Below are 17,636 nucleotides of genomic sequence, written 5' to 3'. Positions count from 1 at the left end.
CCGTGCGTGCTGCCGTACCTGCATCAGCTCAGCCCGATCTCGTCGTCGATGTAGCGCAGCAGCTCTTCCTCGCTTACCTCGCTCAGCTCGTCGGCCCCCGCGTCCTGGGCCCGGCCGCCGCCCGGCGCGGTGCCGGCCAGCGTCCTGGAGCGTTCCCGCCAGCGCAGCAGCAGGGTCTCCAGACGGGCCGTCAGCTTGTTGACCTCGGCCTCGTCGCGCTCGTCGTCGAGCATGGCTTCAAGACGGTCGACGGTCTCCCGGCCCCATTCCTCGGCCTCCGTCCCGGGCAGCAGGATCGTGAGGAGGTGGCCGGTGAGCGCCTCGGGCGTGGGGTAGTCGAAGACGAGCGTGGTGGGCAGCCTCGTACCGGCCGTCCGGGCCAGGCGGTTGCGGAGTTCGACGGCGGTCAGCGAGTCGAAGCCGAGCTCCGTGAACGGCCGGGTGGCCGAGATCTGGTCGCCCGTGCCGTACTTGAGGACGGCGGCGATCTGGTCGCGCACCGTCTCCAGGAGGGCTTCCTGCCGCTCGGCCGCGGGCAGCGCCGAGAGGCGGCTGCGCAGCGCCTGCGCGTCGTCCGGCGCCGTGGCGCGGCGCGGCGCGGTGTACACCAGGCCACGCAGCAGAGCGGGCGTGTCCTCGCCGCCGCGCAGCAGGGCGCGGTCCAGATGGACCGGCGCGGAGTGCGGCAGGCCGCTCGCGATCGCGCGGTCGAAGAGGGCGAGTCCTTCCTCCGTGCTGAGCGGCAGGACACCGCCGGCATTCATCCGCCGCAGCCCGGCTGCGCCGAGGGTGGCGGTGAGTTCGCTGGTCTCCTCCCACAGACCCCACGACAGGGACTGGGCCGCAAGACCTTCAGCACGACGGCGCACCGCCAGCGCATCCAGGAAGACGTTGGCCGCCGCATAGTTGGCCTGACCGGGCGAGCCGAACACACCCGCAGCCGACGAGAACAACACGAACAACTCCAGCCCAAGACCACGCGTCGCCTCATGCAGATACCACGCCGCATCCACCTTCGGCCGCAGCACCGACACCAACCGCTCCGCCGTCAGCCCCGTCACCACACCGTCATCCACCGCACCCGCCGCATGCACCACACCACGCAGGCCAGAAACCCCCGCCACCAACTCCCCCACCGCACCACGGTCAGCCACATCACAGGCCACCAACCGCACCACGGCACCCAGCCCCACCAACTCATCCACCAACTCGGCAGCACCCGGCGCCTGCGACCCACGCCGGCTCACCAGCACCAGATCACGCACACCATGCACAGCCACCAAATGCCGCGCCACCGCAGCACCCACCACACCCGTGCCACCCGTCACCAACACCGCACCGCCACCCGACCACGGCACACCACCACCCGAAGCCCTGGCCGCACCCGCCCCGACCACAACCAGCCTGGGCACATACACATCCCCACCCCGCAGAGCCACCTCCGGCTCCCCCGCAGCAACAGCCGCAGCAACAACGGACGCCGGAACACCGACCACCCCACCATCGGTATCCACCAACACGAACCGGTCAGGATGCTCCGACTGCACCGAACGCAAGAACCCCCGCACAGCGGCCTGCGTGAGGTCCACCGCGCCGGTGCCCGGCACGGCGACGGCGCCATGGGTGACCACGGCGAGCCGTGCGTCGGCCAGCGCCTCGTCGGCGAGCCACTGCTGCACGCGCGCGAGGGCGGCGGTCAGCGCCTCGCGGACCCGCTGGGGCAGGTGCTCGGCGTCGCCCTCCCGCTGCCCGGGGGCGTCGAGCGCGGTCGCGTCCAGAAGGACGAGCCGCACACCGTCGGCGACGGCGGCCTCGATCTCCTCCACCGACCGGGTGCCGTCCCACAGGATCGAACGCGGCGTCTGCGCGGGCTCATCGAACGCACGGCGCTCCCAGCTCACTTCGTAGAGCGAACGCGCCGCGGTGGCACCTGCCGAGCGGAGCCGGGCCTCGGTGACGGGACGCAGCTCGACCCGGTCGGCGCCGAGCAGCGGGATGCCCACGGCATCGGTGACGCGCACCCGCAGGGCTCCGTCGCCGGCCGGGGACAGCAGGACCCGTACGATCCGGGCGCCGTCGACCGCCTCCCGGCCGGTGGCGGCGTCGAGGCCGCCGGCCCGCATCCGCACGCCCTGCCAGACGGCGGGCTGCAGGGCTCCGGCGGTACCGGGGCCGTCCGCGTCGGCCAGACGCCAGGCGTGGCAGACGGACTCCAGGAGCGCGGCGCGCGGCGCGAGCCCTTCGACGGCCTGCTCGGGCAGCTCGACCTCGGCGTAGATGTCGTCGCCCGTGCGCCAGGCGCCACGCAGCCCCTGGAGGGCTGGTCCGAACTGCAGTCCCGCGGCGAAGAGTGCGCCGTAGAGCCCGGCCGTGTCCGCCGGGACGGCGTCGGCCGGCGGCCAGCTGCCCGCGAGCCGTGCGTACGCCTCGTCGGTCTCCTCGGCCCCGGGGTGCAGCTCGGCGGTGGCGTGCAGGGTCCACTCCGCGGTGGCGTCACCGTCGTGCTGCGCGTGGACGGTGAGACGACGGTGCCCGGAGTCGTCGGGCTCTGCGGCCATCACCTGGACGCGGACGGCGCCGTCGGGAGCCTGGAGCAGCGGTTCGTGCTGCTCCAGGTGCGCGACGCCGGGCAGGCCGAGGCGGTCGGCGGCGTACAGCGCCCAGTCGAGCAGGGCGCCCCCGGGCAGTACGGACGTGTCGAGCACGGTGTGGGCCGCGGGCGAGGCCGCGGCCGGGGCGGCGAGCCTGCCGGTGAACAGGATGCTGTCGGTCCCGGCGGGGACGACGGCTGCGGCGAGCACCGGGTGGCCGGTGGCCTCCTGGCCGACACCGCCCGGGTCCCCGAAGTCGTTCGGCGCGTCGAGCCAGTAGCGCTCCCGCTGGAAGGCGTAGGTCGGCAGGTCGACGGCGGCGGCCCGCTCGTCCGGGGCCGGGGTGAGAGCGGCCCAGTCCACGCCGAGGCCCCGGGTCCACAGGACGGCGGCGTTGTGGAGCAGGGCGGTCCGCTCGTCCTCGTCACGGCGCAGGGTGCCGGTGACGACGACCTCCCGGCCCCCGGCCCGGAGCGCGGCGTCCTCCACGGCCGCGGTGGTGACCGGGTGCGGGCTGATCTCGACGAAGGTGTCGATGCCGCCTTCCAGGAGGTCGGCGACGACCTGCGCGAAGCGCACCGGCTGACGGAGGTTGCGGTACCAGTACTCCGTGCCGGCCTCCCCGTCCCGCACGTCCTCACCGGTCACGGTGGAGCGCCAGGTCACCTGGGGCCGCGCCGCGCTGATGTCACCGAGCTCTTTGAGGAGGCGGTCCTTGATGAGCTCGACCTGGGGGCCGTGCGAGGGGTAGTCCACGGGGATGCGGCGGGCGCGGATCCCGTCGGCCTCGCAGCCGTCCAGGAGCTGTCGCAGCGGTCCCTCGTCACCGGCGACGACGACCGCGCCGGGGCCGTTGACGGCGGCGATGACCACGCCGGTGGCGGCTTCGGCGGCGCCGTCGGGGTGCGTGTACCGGTCGATGAGGACCTGGGCCTCCTCGGCGGGCACGGTCAGTGAGGCCATGCCGCCGCGCCCGGCGAGTTCCTCGGCTATGACGCGGCTGCGCAGGGCCACGAGGCGGGCGCCCTCGGCCAAGGTCAGGGCACCGGCCACGCAGGCGGCGGCGATCTCCCCCTGGGAGTGGCCGACGACCACGGAGGGCGTGATGCCGGAGTGCTGCCAGACCTTCGCGAGGGAGACCATGACGGCCCACAGGGCGGGCTGCACCACATCGACGCGCTCCAGGGTCTGCTTGTCGCCGAGGACGTCGAGCAGGTTCCAGTCCGCGTGCGGCGCCAGCGCGTCGGCGCATTCGCGCAGGGCCCCGGCGAACACCGGCGACGACTCCATCAGGCCGAGCGCCATGCCGGTCCACTGGGCGCCCTGGCCGGGGAAGACGAACGCGACCTTGGCGCCGGGGCGCACGGTCCCGGAGACCAGCCCGGGGACCTCGGCGTCCTGACGGGCCAGGCCCGCGAGCCCTTCGGCGAAGCCCCCGGGGCCGGCGGCGAGGACGACCGCGCGCTCGTCGAAGGCGGTACGGCCGCCGATGAGCGCGGCGGCCGTCGCCGCGGGCTCGGCCCCTGCGGCTGCGAAGGCGCGCAGCCGCTCGGCCTGGCCGCGCAGCGCGGCGGGGGACTTGGCCGAGACGAGCCACGGCAGTACGGCGCCTTCGGTGGCGGCGGCGAGCACGGGCTGGGGCCGCTCCGCACCCGGCTCCGGCTCCGGGGCCTCCGCGGCCTCGGGGGCCTGTTCGAGGATGACGTGGGCATTGGTTCCGCTGATGCCGAACGAGGACACCGCTGCCCGCCGCGGCCGGCCCGTCTCGGGCCAGGCGACGGCCTCGGTCACCAGCTCGACGGCGCCCGCCGTCCAGTCGATGTGCTCGCTGGGCCGCTCGGCGTGCAGGGTCCGGGGCACGGTGCCGTGCCGCAGGGCGAGCACCATCTTCATGACGCCCGCGATGCCGGCGGCGGCCTGGGTGTGACCGATGTTGGACTTCACCGAGCCGAGCAGCAGCGGCTGGTTGCCGCCCCGCTCCTGCCCGTACGTGGCGAGCAGCGCCTGCGCCTCGATCGGGTCGCCCAGGGACGTACCCGTACCGTGCGCCTCCACCACGTCCACGTCGGACGCGGCAAGACCCGCGTTGGCGAGCGCCTGCCGGATGACCCGCTGCTGCGACGGGCCGTTCGGCGCCGTCAGGCCGTTCGACGCACCGTCCTGGTTGACGGCCGAGCCCTTGATGACGGCGAGGACGCGGTGGCCGTTGCGCCGGGCGTCCGAGAGCCGCTCGACGAGGACCACGCCCGCGCCTTCGGCGACACCCATGCCGTCGGCCGCGTCGGAGAACGCCTTGCAGCGGCCGTCGTGCGCGAGGCCGCGCTGCCGGGTGAACTCGGCGAAGATCGTCGGGGTCGACATCACGGTGACACCGCCGGCAAGTGCCAGGTCGCACTCGGCGCGCTGCAGGGCGCTGACGGCCATGTCCAGCGCGACGAGCGACGAGGAGCAGGCCGTGTCCACGGTCACGGCGGGGCCCTCGAAGCCGAGGGTGTACGAGACCCGGCCGGTGGCCACGCTGCCCGCGTTGCCGTTGCTGAGGAAGCCGGCGACGTCCTCGGGCACGGAGCGCAGGCGTGCCGCGTACTCGTGGTACATCAGGCCGGAGAACACGCCGGTCCTGCTGCCGCGCAGCTCCGTCGGGTCGACGCCCGCGCGCTCGATGGCCTCCCAGGACAGCTCCAGGAGCATCCGGTGCTGGGGGTCCATGGTCACGGCCTCGCGCGGGGAGATCCCGAAGAAGGAGGCGTCGAAGTCGGCGGCGTCGTGCAGGAATCCGCCCTGGTCCACCAGGGAGGTGCCGGGGCGCTCGCCGGTGGGGTCGAAGAACGAGTCGAGGGCCCAGTCGCGGTCCGTCGGGAAGCCGCTGATGCCCTCCCGACCGTCCGCGAGCATCTGCCACAGCTCCTCGGGCGAGTCGACGTGGCCGGGAAAACGGCAGCTCATGCCGACGATCGCGATGGGCTCGTCGTCCGCCACGACCCGCGCCACCTCGCTGTGCCGCCGCGCGGCCGTGCCGGCCAGGAGACCGTGCAGATGGGCGCCGAGCGCGGCCGGTGTCGGGTAGTCGAACACCAGGGTCGCGGGCAGGCGCTTGCCGGTGAGTTCGTTCAGCCGGTTGCGCAGCTCCACAGCGGTCAGGGAGTCGAAGCCGAGGTCCTTGAAGCCGCGCTCGACGGGGACCGCTTCCGTGCCGGAGTGGCCGAGGACGGAGGCCACTTGGGCCCGGACGAGGTCGACGAGCATGCTCTCCCGCCCGTCCTCGGGCATCGCCTCGTACTGCGCACGCCAGCCTCGGCCCCCGGGGGTGCCGGTGGCGCGGCGCGCGGGGGTGCGGACGAGGGCGCTCAACAGCGGGGGCACCTGCCGGCCTTCGGCGCGTGCGCGGGACAGGTCGAGGCGTACGGGAACCAGGTGCGGGGCGTCGAGGGCCAGCGACCGGTCGAAGAGGGCGAGGCCTTCCTCGGTGCCGAGGGCCTGCAGTCCGCCGCGGCCGAGCCGGGCCTTGTCGGCTGCGCCGAGGGTGGCGGTGAGTTCGCTGGTCTCCTCCCACAGACCCCACGACAGAGACTGGGCCGCAAGACCTTCAGCACGACGGCGCACCGCCAGCGCATCCAGGAAGACGTTGGCCGCCGCATAGTTGGCCTGACCGGGCGAGCCGAACACACCCGCAGCCGACGAGAACAACACGAACAACTCCAGCCCAAGACCACGCGTCGCCTCATGCAGATACCACGCCGCATCCACCTTCGGCCGCAGCACCGACACCAACCGCTCCGCCGTCAGCCCCGTCACCACACCGTCATCCACCGCACCCGCCGCATGCACCACACCACGCAGGCCAGAAACCCCCGCCACCAACTCCCCCACCGCACCACGGTCAGCCACATCACAGGCCACCAACCGCACCACGGCACCCAGCCCCACCAACTCATCCACCAACTCGGCAGCACCCGGCGCCTGCGACCCACGCCGGCTCACCAGCACCAGATCACGCACACCATGCACAGCCACCAAATGCCGCGCCACCGCAGCACCCACCACACCCGTGCCACCCGTCACCAACACCGCACCGCCACCCGACCACGGCACACCACCACCCGAAGCCCTGGCCGCATCCGCCCCGACCACAACCAGCCTGGGCACATACACATCCCCACCCCGCAGAGCCACCTCCGGCTCCCCCGCAGCAACAGCCGCAGCAACAACACCGGCCACGCCGCCATCCGCACCCGCATCCGCATCCGCATCCACCAGCACGAACCGGTCAGGATGCTCCGACTGCACCGAACGCAAGAACCCCCGCACAGCGGCCTGCACCGGGTCGGGCAGCTCCTCGGGCTCGATGCCGACGGCGCCGCGGGTCAGCACGACGAGCCGGGCGCGGGCGGGCGCCTCCCGGGCGAGCCATTCCTGGGCCCGGGCCAGCACGACGCCGGTCAAGGCGTGGGTGGCGGCCGGTACGTCGTCGCCGCCGGTCGCGTCCTGGACGGCGCAGTCGAGAAGCACCAACTCGGGATCGTCGGCCAGGACTTCGGCGAGCGCGGCGCCCGGCTGCCAGGGGACGGTGAGAGGCGCGGCAGCGAGCGCGGTCGCGGGCTGCCAGGCGTCCCAGCGCGGCACGTACAGCGACCGGCTGGGGTCCGCCGCGCGCACGTCGGCGGCGGAGAGCGGGCGCAGCACGAGCTCGTCCACGGAGGCGACGGGCGTGCCCACGGCATCCGTGGCCAGCAGGCGTACGCCGTCGCCACCGGCCGCGGTCAGCCGGACGCGCAGCGAGGTGGCGCCGTCGGTCCAGGTCTGTACGCCGGACCAGGCGAACGGGAGGCGTACGGCGCCCTCGTCCCCGAACAGGCCGCCGAGGCCCATGGCGTGGAGGGCGGCGTCGAGGAGAGCGGGGTGGGCGAGGAAGTCGGCGGCGGCCGCCTCCTCGGGCAGGGCCACTTCGGCGAAGACCTCACCGCCGCGGCGCCAGACGGACTGCAGGCCCTGGAAGGCGGGGCCGTACTCGTAGCCGCTCTCGAACAGCGCGCCGTAGAAGTCGCCCTTCTCCACGGGGGTGGCGCGGGGGGGCGGCCAGGCGCCCTGGAGGTCACCGAACTCCCGCGAGTGCAGCGGCTCTTCGGCCGTGAGGGTGGCGGTGGCGTGCCGGATCCACTCGGCGGGCTCCGCCTGGTCGGCGGTGCCGGTCCTGGAGTGGATCGTGGCGGTCCGCGCGCCGGACTCGTCGGCCTCGGCGACCTGGACCTGGAGGGTGACGCCGGCGTCTGCGGTCAGGGTGAGGGGGCGCTCCAGGGTGAGCTCCCGCACTCGGCCGGAGCCGCTCTCCCGGCCTGCGGCGAGCGCGAGTTCGAGGAAGGCGGTGCCGGGAAGGAGCACGGTCCCCAGGAGGACGTGGTCGGCCAGCCAGGGGTGCGTCGGCAGGGAGATCCTGCCGGTGAAGACGGCCGCGCCGGACTCGGCGGGGATCGTGGCGGCGGCGAGCAGCGGGTGGGCGACGGGGTCGAGCCCGATGCCCGCGGCGTCCCCGGTGTTGGCGGGGCCCTCGATCCAGAACCGGCGCCGCTGGAACGGGTACGTCGGCAGTGTGGCCGTGTCGGTCAGGCCGGCCGGGGTCGCGGTGGCGGCCGCGCCCTCCAGGAAGGTGTCCCAGGAGATGCCGGCGCCGCGGGTCCACAGGGTGGCGGCGGCGCGGGTCAGGGCCGTGCTTTCGTCCTGGTCCCGGCGGAGCGTCCCGGAGGCCACCACGTCGTCGCGGCCCGCCGCGGCCGCGAGGTCCTCGATGGCGGGGGCGATCACCGGGTGCGGGCTGATCTCGACGAACGTGTCGATGCCGCGGTCGAGGAGGGCGGTGACCGTTTCGGCGAACCGCACGGGCTCGCGCAGGTTCCGGTACCAGTACTGCGCGTCGGCGCTGTCCCCGGCGAGTAGCTGCACGGTCACCGACGAGTACATCGGTACGGACCCGGCGCGGGGCGCGATGGGTCCGGTGACCTGGAGGAGCCGGTCGCGGATGCTCTCGACGTGCGGTGTGTGGGACGCGTAGTCGACCGGGATGGTGCGGGCACGGACACCCGCGGCCCCGGCGGCCTCGGAGACCTCGGCGAGCGCTTCGGGGGCGCCGGCGACGACGGTCGCGCCGGGGCCGTTGACGGCGGCCACCCACACGCCGTCGCGTCCGGCGAGGAGTTCGGCGGCGCGTTCGGCGGAGGCCGCCAGGGAGACCATGCCGCCCTGCCCCGCGAGGTCCTCGGCGATGGTGCGGCTGCGCAGCGCGACCAGGCGGGCCCCGTCATCGAGGGAGAGGATTCCGGCGGCGCAGGCGGCGGCGATCTCGCCCTGGGAGTGCCCCACCACGGCATCGGGCGTGACGCCCGCGGCCTGCCAGACCTTGGCGAGGGAGACCATGACGGCCCACAGGGCGGCCTGCACCACATCGACGCGTTCCAGGGCCTGTTCGTCGCCGAGGACGTCGAGCAGGTTCCAGTCCGCGTGCGGCGCCAGCGCGTCGGCGCACGCGCGCATCGCCTCGGCGAAGACCGGCGAGGCCTTGAGGAGTCCGGTAGCCATGCCGGTCCACTGGGAGCCCTGGCCGGGGAAGACGAACGCGACCTTGGCGCCGGGGCGTGCGATGCCGTGGACCAGGCCGGGCGCGTCCGCCGTGCCGTCGGCGAGCGAGGCGAGGGCCGCGGGGCGCTCGTCGCCGAAGACGACGGCGCGGTGGGTGAAGGAGGCGCGGGTGCGGACCAGGGCGGCGGCCACGGCGTCCGCGTCGGGGGCGCCCGCGTCGGCGAGGAAGGTGCGCAGCCTGCCGCCCTGGTCGTAGAGCGCGGCGGCGTTCTTGGCGGACAGCGGCCAGGGGGCGGGGAAGCCGGTGAGCACCGGGGCCGCCGCGTCGCCCGCGGACGGCTCTGCGGCCTGCGGCTCCTCGGCCTCGGGGGCTTCGGGGGCTTCGGGGGCCTGTTCGAGGATGACGTGGGCGTTGGTTCCGCTGATGCCGAACGAGGACACCGCTGCCCGCCGCGGCCGGACCGTCTCGGGCCAGGCGACGGCCTCGGTCACCAGCTCGACGGCGCCCGCCGACCAGTCGACGTGCGGGGTGGGCCGGTCCACGTTCAGGGTGGGCGGCACCACGCCGTGCTGGAGGGCGAGCACCATCTTCATGACGCCCGCGACACCAGCCGCCGACTGCGTGTGGCCGATGTTGGACTTCACCGAACCGAGCAGCAGCGGGCGGCCTTCCGGGCGGTCCTGGCCGTAGGTGGCGAGGAGCGCCTGCGCCTCGATCGGGTCGCCCAGGGTCGTGCCGGTGCCGTGCGCCTCCAGGACGTCGATGTCGGAGGCGGCGAGCCCCGCACCGGCGAGGGCCGAGCGGATGACCCGCTGCTGGGAGGGACCGTTGGGCGCGGTCAGGCCGTTCGAGGCGCCGTCCTGGTTGACGGCGGAGCCGCGGATGACGGCGAGGACGCGGTGGCCGTTGCGGCGCGCGTCCGAGAGCCGCTCGACGAGCAGCACGCCGACGCCCTCGCCCCAGGCGGTGCCGTCGGCCGCGGCCGCGAACGCCTTGACGAGGCCGTCCTGGGAGAGCCCGCGCTGCTTGCTGAACTCGGTGAAGGCGTCCGGCGTCGCCATCACCATCACGCCGCCCACCAAGGCCAACGAGCTCTCCTTGTTGCGCAGCGACTGCGCGGCGAGGTGCAGCGCGGTCAGCGAGGAAGAACAGGCGGTGTCGACGGTGACGGCGGGCCCCTCGAACCCGTACGCGTAGGAGAGGCGGCCGGAGAGGATGCTGGAGGCGCTGCCGGTCAGCAGGTAGCCCTCGCTGTCCTGCGTGCTGGCCACGTTCGAGCCGTAGCCGGACAGGACGCCGCCGACGAAGACCCCCGCGCTCTCGCCGCGCAGCGTGCCGGGGTCGATCCCGGCCCGCTCGAACGCCTCCCAGGAGGCCTCCATGAGGACCCGCTGCTGCGGGTCCATGGCGAGCGCCTCGCGCGGGGATATCTCGAAGAACTCGGCGTCGAAGTCCGCGGCTCCGTCGATGAATCCGCCCTTGCGGATGTACGAGCTGCGCGGGCGCAGTCCCTCCGGGTCGTAGAGGGCCCCCAGGTCCCACCCGCGGTCCGCGGGGAAGTCCGCGATGCCCACGCGCCCTTCGGCGACCAGCTCCCACAGGTCCTCGGGGGTCTGCACCCCACCGGGGAACCGGCAGCTCATGCCGATGACGGCGAGCGGCTCACGGGCGGCCTCCTCGACGGCGCGCAGCCGTGCGTAGGAGTCGCGGGCGTCGGCAACCGCCTGCTTCAGGTACTCGCGGAGCTTCTGCTCGTTCGACATCCAGTCCTCTTCCGGTCCGGCAAATTCAGTCAGCAGGTGGGTTCACATGGCGGCGGGGTGGCCCGCCTGCCGGTCAGCTGGACCATGGCTTGTTGTCCATGAGCTCGAACAGTTCCGCGTCGCTCGCGTCGGTCAGGCTGACCGGTTCGCCCACGGCCTCGCGCCCGGTCCACTTCGTGAGGACCGACCGCAGCCGCACGGTGAGGTCCGCGCGCCTCGGGTCGTCCTCGGCGACCTCGTCGAGGAGCTCCTCCAGGGCGGTGAGCCGGCTCGTGGCGAGCGCTGCCGGGTCGATCTCCGGGAGCAGTTGCTGCTTGAGGTGGGCTGCGACGGCCGCGGGCGTGGGGTGGTCGAACAGCACGGTGACCGAGAGCCGCAGACCGGTGGCGGCGTTGAGCCGGTTGCGCAGCTCGACGGTGGTGAGCGAGTCGAAGCCGAGGTTCTTGAACGGCCGCTCGGCGCCCACGGTCTCGATGTCCTCGTGGCCGAGGACCACCGAGGCCTGCCGGCGCACCTCCTCGGTGAGCAGCTCCTCGCACTCCTTCGGGGACAGCCGCGCCAGTCGCTCGGCGAATCCGCCGCCCGCCCCGGTGTCGGCGGCGGCGGACGCCGTCCGCTTGGCGGGGGCCTTGACCAGGCCGCGCAGTAGGGGCGCGACGTCGCCGGTGAACTTGGCGGGGTCCAGCTGCACGGGGACGGTGTGGGTGTGGTTGTCGCCGGTGGCGGCATCGAAGAGGGCGAGACCGTCGGCGGTGGACAGGGCGCGTACGCCGGTACGTGCCATCCGGTCGAGGTCGGCTTGGCCGAGCTCGCCGGTGATTCCGCCGGCCTGCGCCCACAGCCCCCAGGACAGGGACTGGGCGGGCAGTCCGAGGCGGCGGCGATGGTGCGCGAGGCCGTCCAGGAAGGCGTTGGCCGCGGCGTAGTTGCCCTGGCCGGGCGCGCCGAACACTCCGGAGGCGGAGGAGAACAGCGCGAACAGGGCGAGGTCCTTGCCCCGGGTGAGTTCGTGCAGGTGCCAGGCGGCGTCGGCCTTGGGGCGCAGCACCGTGTCGAACCGCTCGCGGTTCAGGGCCGTGATCACTCCGTCGTCGATGACGCCCGCGGCGTGCACCACGCCCCGCAGGTCGTCGATGCCCTCCAACAGGCTGACGAGGTCGGCGCGTTCGGCGACATCGCAGGCCACGACGCGGGTGGTGGCGCCGAGTGCGGCGAGCTCCTCGACGAGTGCGGCGGCGCCGGGCGCCTCGGGGCCGCGGCGGCTGGTGAGCACCAGGTCCGTGACTCCGTACCGCTCGGCCAGGTGCCGGGCCACGGAGGCGCCGATGGAGCCGGTGCCGCCGGTGACCAGGACGGTGCCGTCCAGGGTCGCCGTGGGGATGGTGAGGGCGACCTTGCCGACGTGCTTGGCCTGGCTGAGGTAGCGGAAGGCCTCGGGCGCCCGGCGGGCGTCCCAGGTGGTCACCGGCAGCGGGGAGAGGACGCCCTCCTCGAAGAGCCGGGCGAGGTGGGTGAGCATTTCGCCGATGCGCTCGGCGCCGGCCTCACCGAGGTCGAAGGAGCGGTAGAACGTGCCGGGCCAGGAGGCGCCCACGGCCTCCGGCTCACGGATGTCGGTCTTGCCCATCTCGATGAACCGGCCCTCGGGGACCAGGAGGTCGAGCGAGGCGTCGGTGAACTCCCGTGCCAGGCAGTTGAGGACGACGTCGACGCCCCGGCCGCCGCTCGCGGCGCGGAAGGTCTCGGCGAAGTCCAGGGTGCGCGAGGAGGCGAGGCGTTCGGCGGGGATGCCGCAGGCCCGAACCGTCGGCCACTTGGGCTCGCTGGCGGTGGCGTACACCTCGATGCCCCAGTGGCGTGCGAGCTGGACGGCGGCCATGCCGACGCCGCCGGCCGCGGCGTGGACGAGCAGCGACTCGCCCTCCTTGACGCGGGCGAGGTCCTGCAGCGCGTAGTAGGCGGTGAGGAACACGGTGGGCACGGCGGCGGCCTGGGCGAACGACCAGCCGGTGGGGATCGGCGCGATGGTGCGGGCGTCGGTGACGGCCAGCGGTCCCGCGTACGAGCCGTTCAACAGGCCCATGACCCGGTCGCCGACCCGCAGGCCGGTGACGCCGGGGCCGACCTCGGCGACGAAGCCCGCGCCCTCGGAGCCGAAGGCCATCTCGGTGAAGGACTTGGCGACGTCGACGACGCCGAGGGCGAGCAGGACGTCGCGGAAGTTCACGCCGGTCGCCCGGACCTCGACGCGTACCTGGCCGTCGGCCAGCGGCGCCTCGGCCTGCGGGCACGACACGAGTCGCAGTCCTTCGAGGGTGCCGCTGCCGTCCACGTCGAGGCTCCACGCGCCGCCGGCGGGCGGGGTGAGGGTGTCGGCGGGCACCACGCGGGCGAGCCGGGGCACCAGCGGGGCGCCCGCGCGCACCACGCTCTCCGTCTCCCCCGCGGCCACGGCGGCGGTGACGGCGGCGGACAGGGCGGCGGCCGAGCGGGCGTCGCCGTCCAGGTCGATCTGGACGATCCTGCCGGGGTGCTCGGAACAGGCCGAGCGCACCAGGCCGCGGACCGCGGACTGCACCGGGTCGATGTTGTCGCCGGGCAGGGCCGCGGCTCCGCCACGGGTGACGACCGCGAGGGTGGCGGCCGCGGTCTCCTCGGCGGCGAGCCAGGCCTGCAGCGCGTCGAGGACGGCGCCGGTCACCTCGCGGGTGGCGGCCAAGGTGTCGTCGCCTCCCGCGGGTACGGGCAGCAGCACCACGCCGGGCAGTTCCCCGCCGGCGCGTACGGCCTCTCGGAGCGCGGCGAGGTCGGCGAACCGGACGGCTCCCTCGGCGCCCGCGGCGAGATCGCCCGCGCTCCCGAGCACGGCCGGGCTCTGCGGGGACGGTGCGGGGGCCTCGGGCAAGGTGACCCAATCGAGGCGGAACAGGTCTTCCACGCGCGGCCGTTCGCGGATGTCGGCGCCGGCCACGGGCCGCGAGGTGAGCTCGTCGACGGTGAGCACGGGCAGACCCGCGGAGTCGGTCATCGTCAGGGACAGGGAGCCGGCCGCGTTCGGGGTGAGCCGGACGCGGGCCGCGGTGGCTCCGGTGGCGTGCAGGCGCACCCCGGCGAAGGAGAACGGCAGCCTCGGCTCGACGCCGCCGTCCTGGCCGAGGGCGGTGGCGATCTGGCTGTGCAGGGCCGCGTCGAACAGCGCCGGGTGCACGCCGAAGCGGGCTGCGTCCGCGCCGCCCCGCTCGTCCAGGGCGACCTCGGCGAAGAGTTCGTCGCCGCGCCGCCACAGGGCGCGCAGCCCCTGGAAGACGGGGCCGTAGGCGAAGCCCCACTCGGTCAGCCGCTCGTACAGGCCCTCGACCGGAACCGGCGTGGCGTCGGCCGGCGGCCAGACGGACTGCTCGGACTGCTCGGACTGCTCGGCCACGGCAGCGGCGGCGGGCTCCGCGGTCAGGGTGCCACTGGCGTGGCCCGTCCACTCCTGCGCGCCGGCGTGGCCGTCGGCGGGGCGGGAGAAGATCCGCACCTGACGGGCACCGGCCTGGTCGGCCTCGCCGACGGTGACCTGGACGTCGACGCCGGGCCCTTCGGCGGCCAGGGCCAGCGGAGTCTCCAGGATGAGTTCGGCGACCTGGTCGCAGCCCGTGTACTCACCCGCACGCAGGGCCAGTTCGACCAGAGCGGTACCGGGCACCAGGACCCGGCCGAGGACCTGGTGGTCGGCGAGCCAGGGATGGGTGCGGGTGGAGATCCTGCCGGTGAGTACGTAGCGGTCGCCGTCGGCGGCCTCGACGCCCGCGGACAGCAGCGGGTGCCCCACGAGGGAGAGCCCGGCGCCGGAGACGTCGGCCGCGCCGCCGGTGCCCGCGGAGAGCCAGTAGCGGCGTCGCTGGAAGGCGTAGGTGGGCAGGTCGACCACGCCGGTGGCGCCGGTGGCGTACACCGCGTCCCAGTCGACGTGGACGCCGCCGGTCCACAGCTGGGCCAGGGAGGTCAGGAGCCTGCGGGTGCCGCCGTCGTTCCTGCGCAGGGTGGCGGTGACGGTGGCGGCGCGGGCGCCCGCCGGCTGGTTCGCGACCGTGTCCTGGACCGCCGTCATCAGGACCGGGTGCGGGCTGACCTCGACGAAGGCGGTGTTGCCCTCGTCCAGGAGCAGCTGGATGGTCTCCTGGAAGCGGACGGGCTCGCGCAGGTTGCGGTACCAGTACTCGGCGTCGAGCATCTCGCCGGGCACGGGTCCGGCGGTGACGGTCGAGTACATCGGGGTGTCCCCGGCGCGCGGGGCGACGGGCGCGGCGAGGTCGAGGAGCTGTTCGCGCACCCGCTCGGTGTGCGGGGTGTGGGACGCGTACTCGATGCCGACCTTCCGCGGCCGCAGCCCGGCGGCCTCGGCCTCGGCGTTCACCTCGGCGAGCGCATCGAGGTCGCCGGCCACGACGGTGGACTCGGGGCCGTTGACCGAGGCGATCCACACTCCGGCCCGGCCCCCGATGAGCGCGGCGGCCCGCTCGGGCGTCGCGGAGAGCGCGTACATGGCGCCCTTGCCCGACAGGTGCTCGTTGAACACCCGGCTGCGCAGGGCCACGAGGCGGGCGCCGTCCGCCAGCGACAGCGCGCCGGCCGCGCAGGCGGCGGCGATCTCGCCCTGCGAGTGGCCGACGACGGCGGCGGGCACGACGCCCAGGGAGCGCCACAGCCGCGCGAGGGAGACCATCACGGACCACAGCACGGGCTGGACGACGTCGTCGCGCTCCAGCTTCTCGCCGCTGCGCAGCAGTTCGACGGGGTCCCAGTCGAGGTGCTGGGCCAGCGCGTCGGCGCACTCGCGCATGGCCCCGGCGAACACCGGGGATGCGCCCATGAGCTCGATGGCCATGCCCGCCCACTGGGAGCCCTGGCCGGGGAAGACGAACACCACCTTCGCGTCGGACGAGGCGGCCTCGCCCAGCGTGAGGTGCGCGGAGGTCTCCTGCCGGGCGACGGCATCGAGACCGGCGAGCAGCCCGTCCCGCTCCCCCGACAGGATGACGGCACGGTGCCGGAGCGCGGTGCGGTGCAGGGCGAGCGCGCGGCCGGTGCCGAGGATGTCCGCGGCGGGGTCGGCGGCGGCGAACTCGCGCAGCCGGGAGGCCTGTGCACGCAGCGCACCGGGGGTGTGGCCCGAGACGACCCACGGCACGGTGGCGCCGTGCCCGACGAGCGGCGTGGGAATCGCGGGGGACGCCGGAGACTCGGAGGGCGTCGCGGCGGAACCGGCCTCGACGGCCTCCTCCTCGAACTGCTCCAGGATCACGTGGGCGTTGGTGCCGCTCACGCCGAACGCGGAGATGCCGGCGCGGCGAGGCTGCCCGGTGCTCGGCCAGTCGGTGACCTCGGTGACGAGGCGGACGTCACCCGTTTTCCAGTCGACGTGCGGCGTGGGCTCGTCCACGTTCAGGGTGGGCGGCACGATGCCGTGCCGGAGGGCGAGCACGGTCTTGATGACGCCGGCCACGCCCGCGGCGGCCGCCGTGTGGCCGATGTTGGACTTCACGGAACCGAGCAGCAGCGGGCGGCCTTCGGGGCGGTCCTGGCCGTACGTGGCGAGCAGGGCCTGGGCCTCGATCGGGTCGCCGAGCGTGGTACCGGTGCCGTGCGCCTCGACGACGTCGACCTCGGCGGCCGCCAGACGGGCGTTGCCGAGCGCCTGGCGGATGACGCGCTGCTGCGCGGGACCGTTGGGCGCGGTCAGTCCGTTGGACGCGCCGTCCTGGTTGACGGCGGAGCCGCGCAGCACGGCGAGGACGCGGTGGCCGAGGCGGCGGGCGTCCGAGAGCCGCTCGACGAGCAGCACGCCGACGCCCTCGCCCCAGGCGGTGCCGTCGGCCGCGGCCGCGAAGGCCTTGACGCGGCCGTCGGAGGCGAGGCCCTGCTGCTTGGTGAACTCGGTGAACATGCTGGGTGTCGACATGATCGTCACGCCGCCCGCGAGGGCCATCGTGCACTCGCCCTTGCGCAGGGAGTGCGCGGCCAGGTGCAGCGCGACCAGGGAGGACGAGCAGGCCGTGTCGACGGTGAGCGCCGGGCCCTCGAAGCCGAAGGTGTAGGCGATTCGGCCGGAGGCGACGCTCGCGGCGTTGCCGATGCCCATGAAACCGGCCAGCTCGGGCTGGTTGTTGCCGAGCATCAAGGTGGCGTAGTCCTGCCCGTTGGTGCCGACGAACACACCGGTCCTGCTGCCGCGCAGCGCCCTGGAGTCGAGCCCGGCCCGCTCGATGGCCTCCCAGGCGGTCTCCAGGAGGAGCCGCTGCTGCGGATCCATGGCCAGGGCCTCGCGCGGCGAGATCCCGAAGAAGTCCGCGTCGAAGTCGGGGGCGTCGTGCAGGAACGCGGCGGCGCGGGTGGCCGATCCCGCCTCCTGACCGGGAGCGCCCTCGAAGAGCGCGGCCAGGTCCCAGCCGCGGTCCGTGGGGAACTCGGTGACGCCGTCGGCCCCTTGGAGCACCAGCTGCCACAGCTCCTCGGGGGAGCCGACGCCGCCGGGGAACCGGCAGCCCATCCCGACGATGGCGATGGGCTCCCGCTCGGCGTCCTCGACCTCGCGCAGCCGGCCGCGGACCTTGTGCAGGTCGGCGCTGACCCGCTTGAGGTAGTCGAGAGTCTTGTCCTCATCCATGGTGGATCCCATTCGTGTGTCGCGCCGGATCGGTCCTTGCCGCTCGCCACGGGTGCGCG

General features: G+C 74.3%; 2 protein-coding genes. Both read right to left on the bottom strand.

Going from position 1 to position 17,636, the window contains the following annotated elements; translation table 11 throughout:
* Positions 1-23: 23 nt before the first annotated feature.
* Positions 24-10,811 (bottom strand): type I polyketide synthase, encoded by a 10,788-nt coding sequence (locus ACFYYT_RS00970; RefSeq protein WP_388606885.1) that lies wholly within the window; start codon positions 10,809-10,811, stop codon positions 24-26.
* 187 nt (positions 10,812-10,998) lie between these two features.
* Positions 10,999-17,607 (bottom strand): SDR family NAD(P)-dependent oxidoreductase, encoded by a 6,609-nt coding sequence (locus ACFYYT_RS00965; protein WP_388606883.1) that lies wholly within the window; start codon positions 17,605-17,607, stop codon positions 10,999-11,001.
* Positions 17,608-17,636 lie beyond the last annotated feature (29 nt).

It is taken from the genome of Streptomyces sp. NPDC002032 (genome assembly GCF_042890765.1).
Lineage (GTDB): Bacteria > Actinomycetota > Actinomycetes > Streptomycetales > Streptomycetaceae > Streptomyces.
This window is presented reverse-complemented; position numbering and strand designations above follow the sequence as displayed.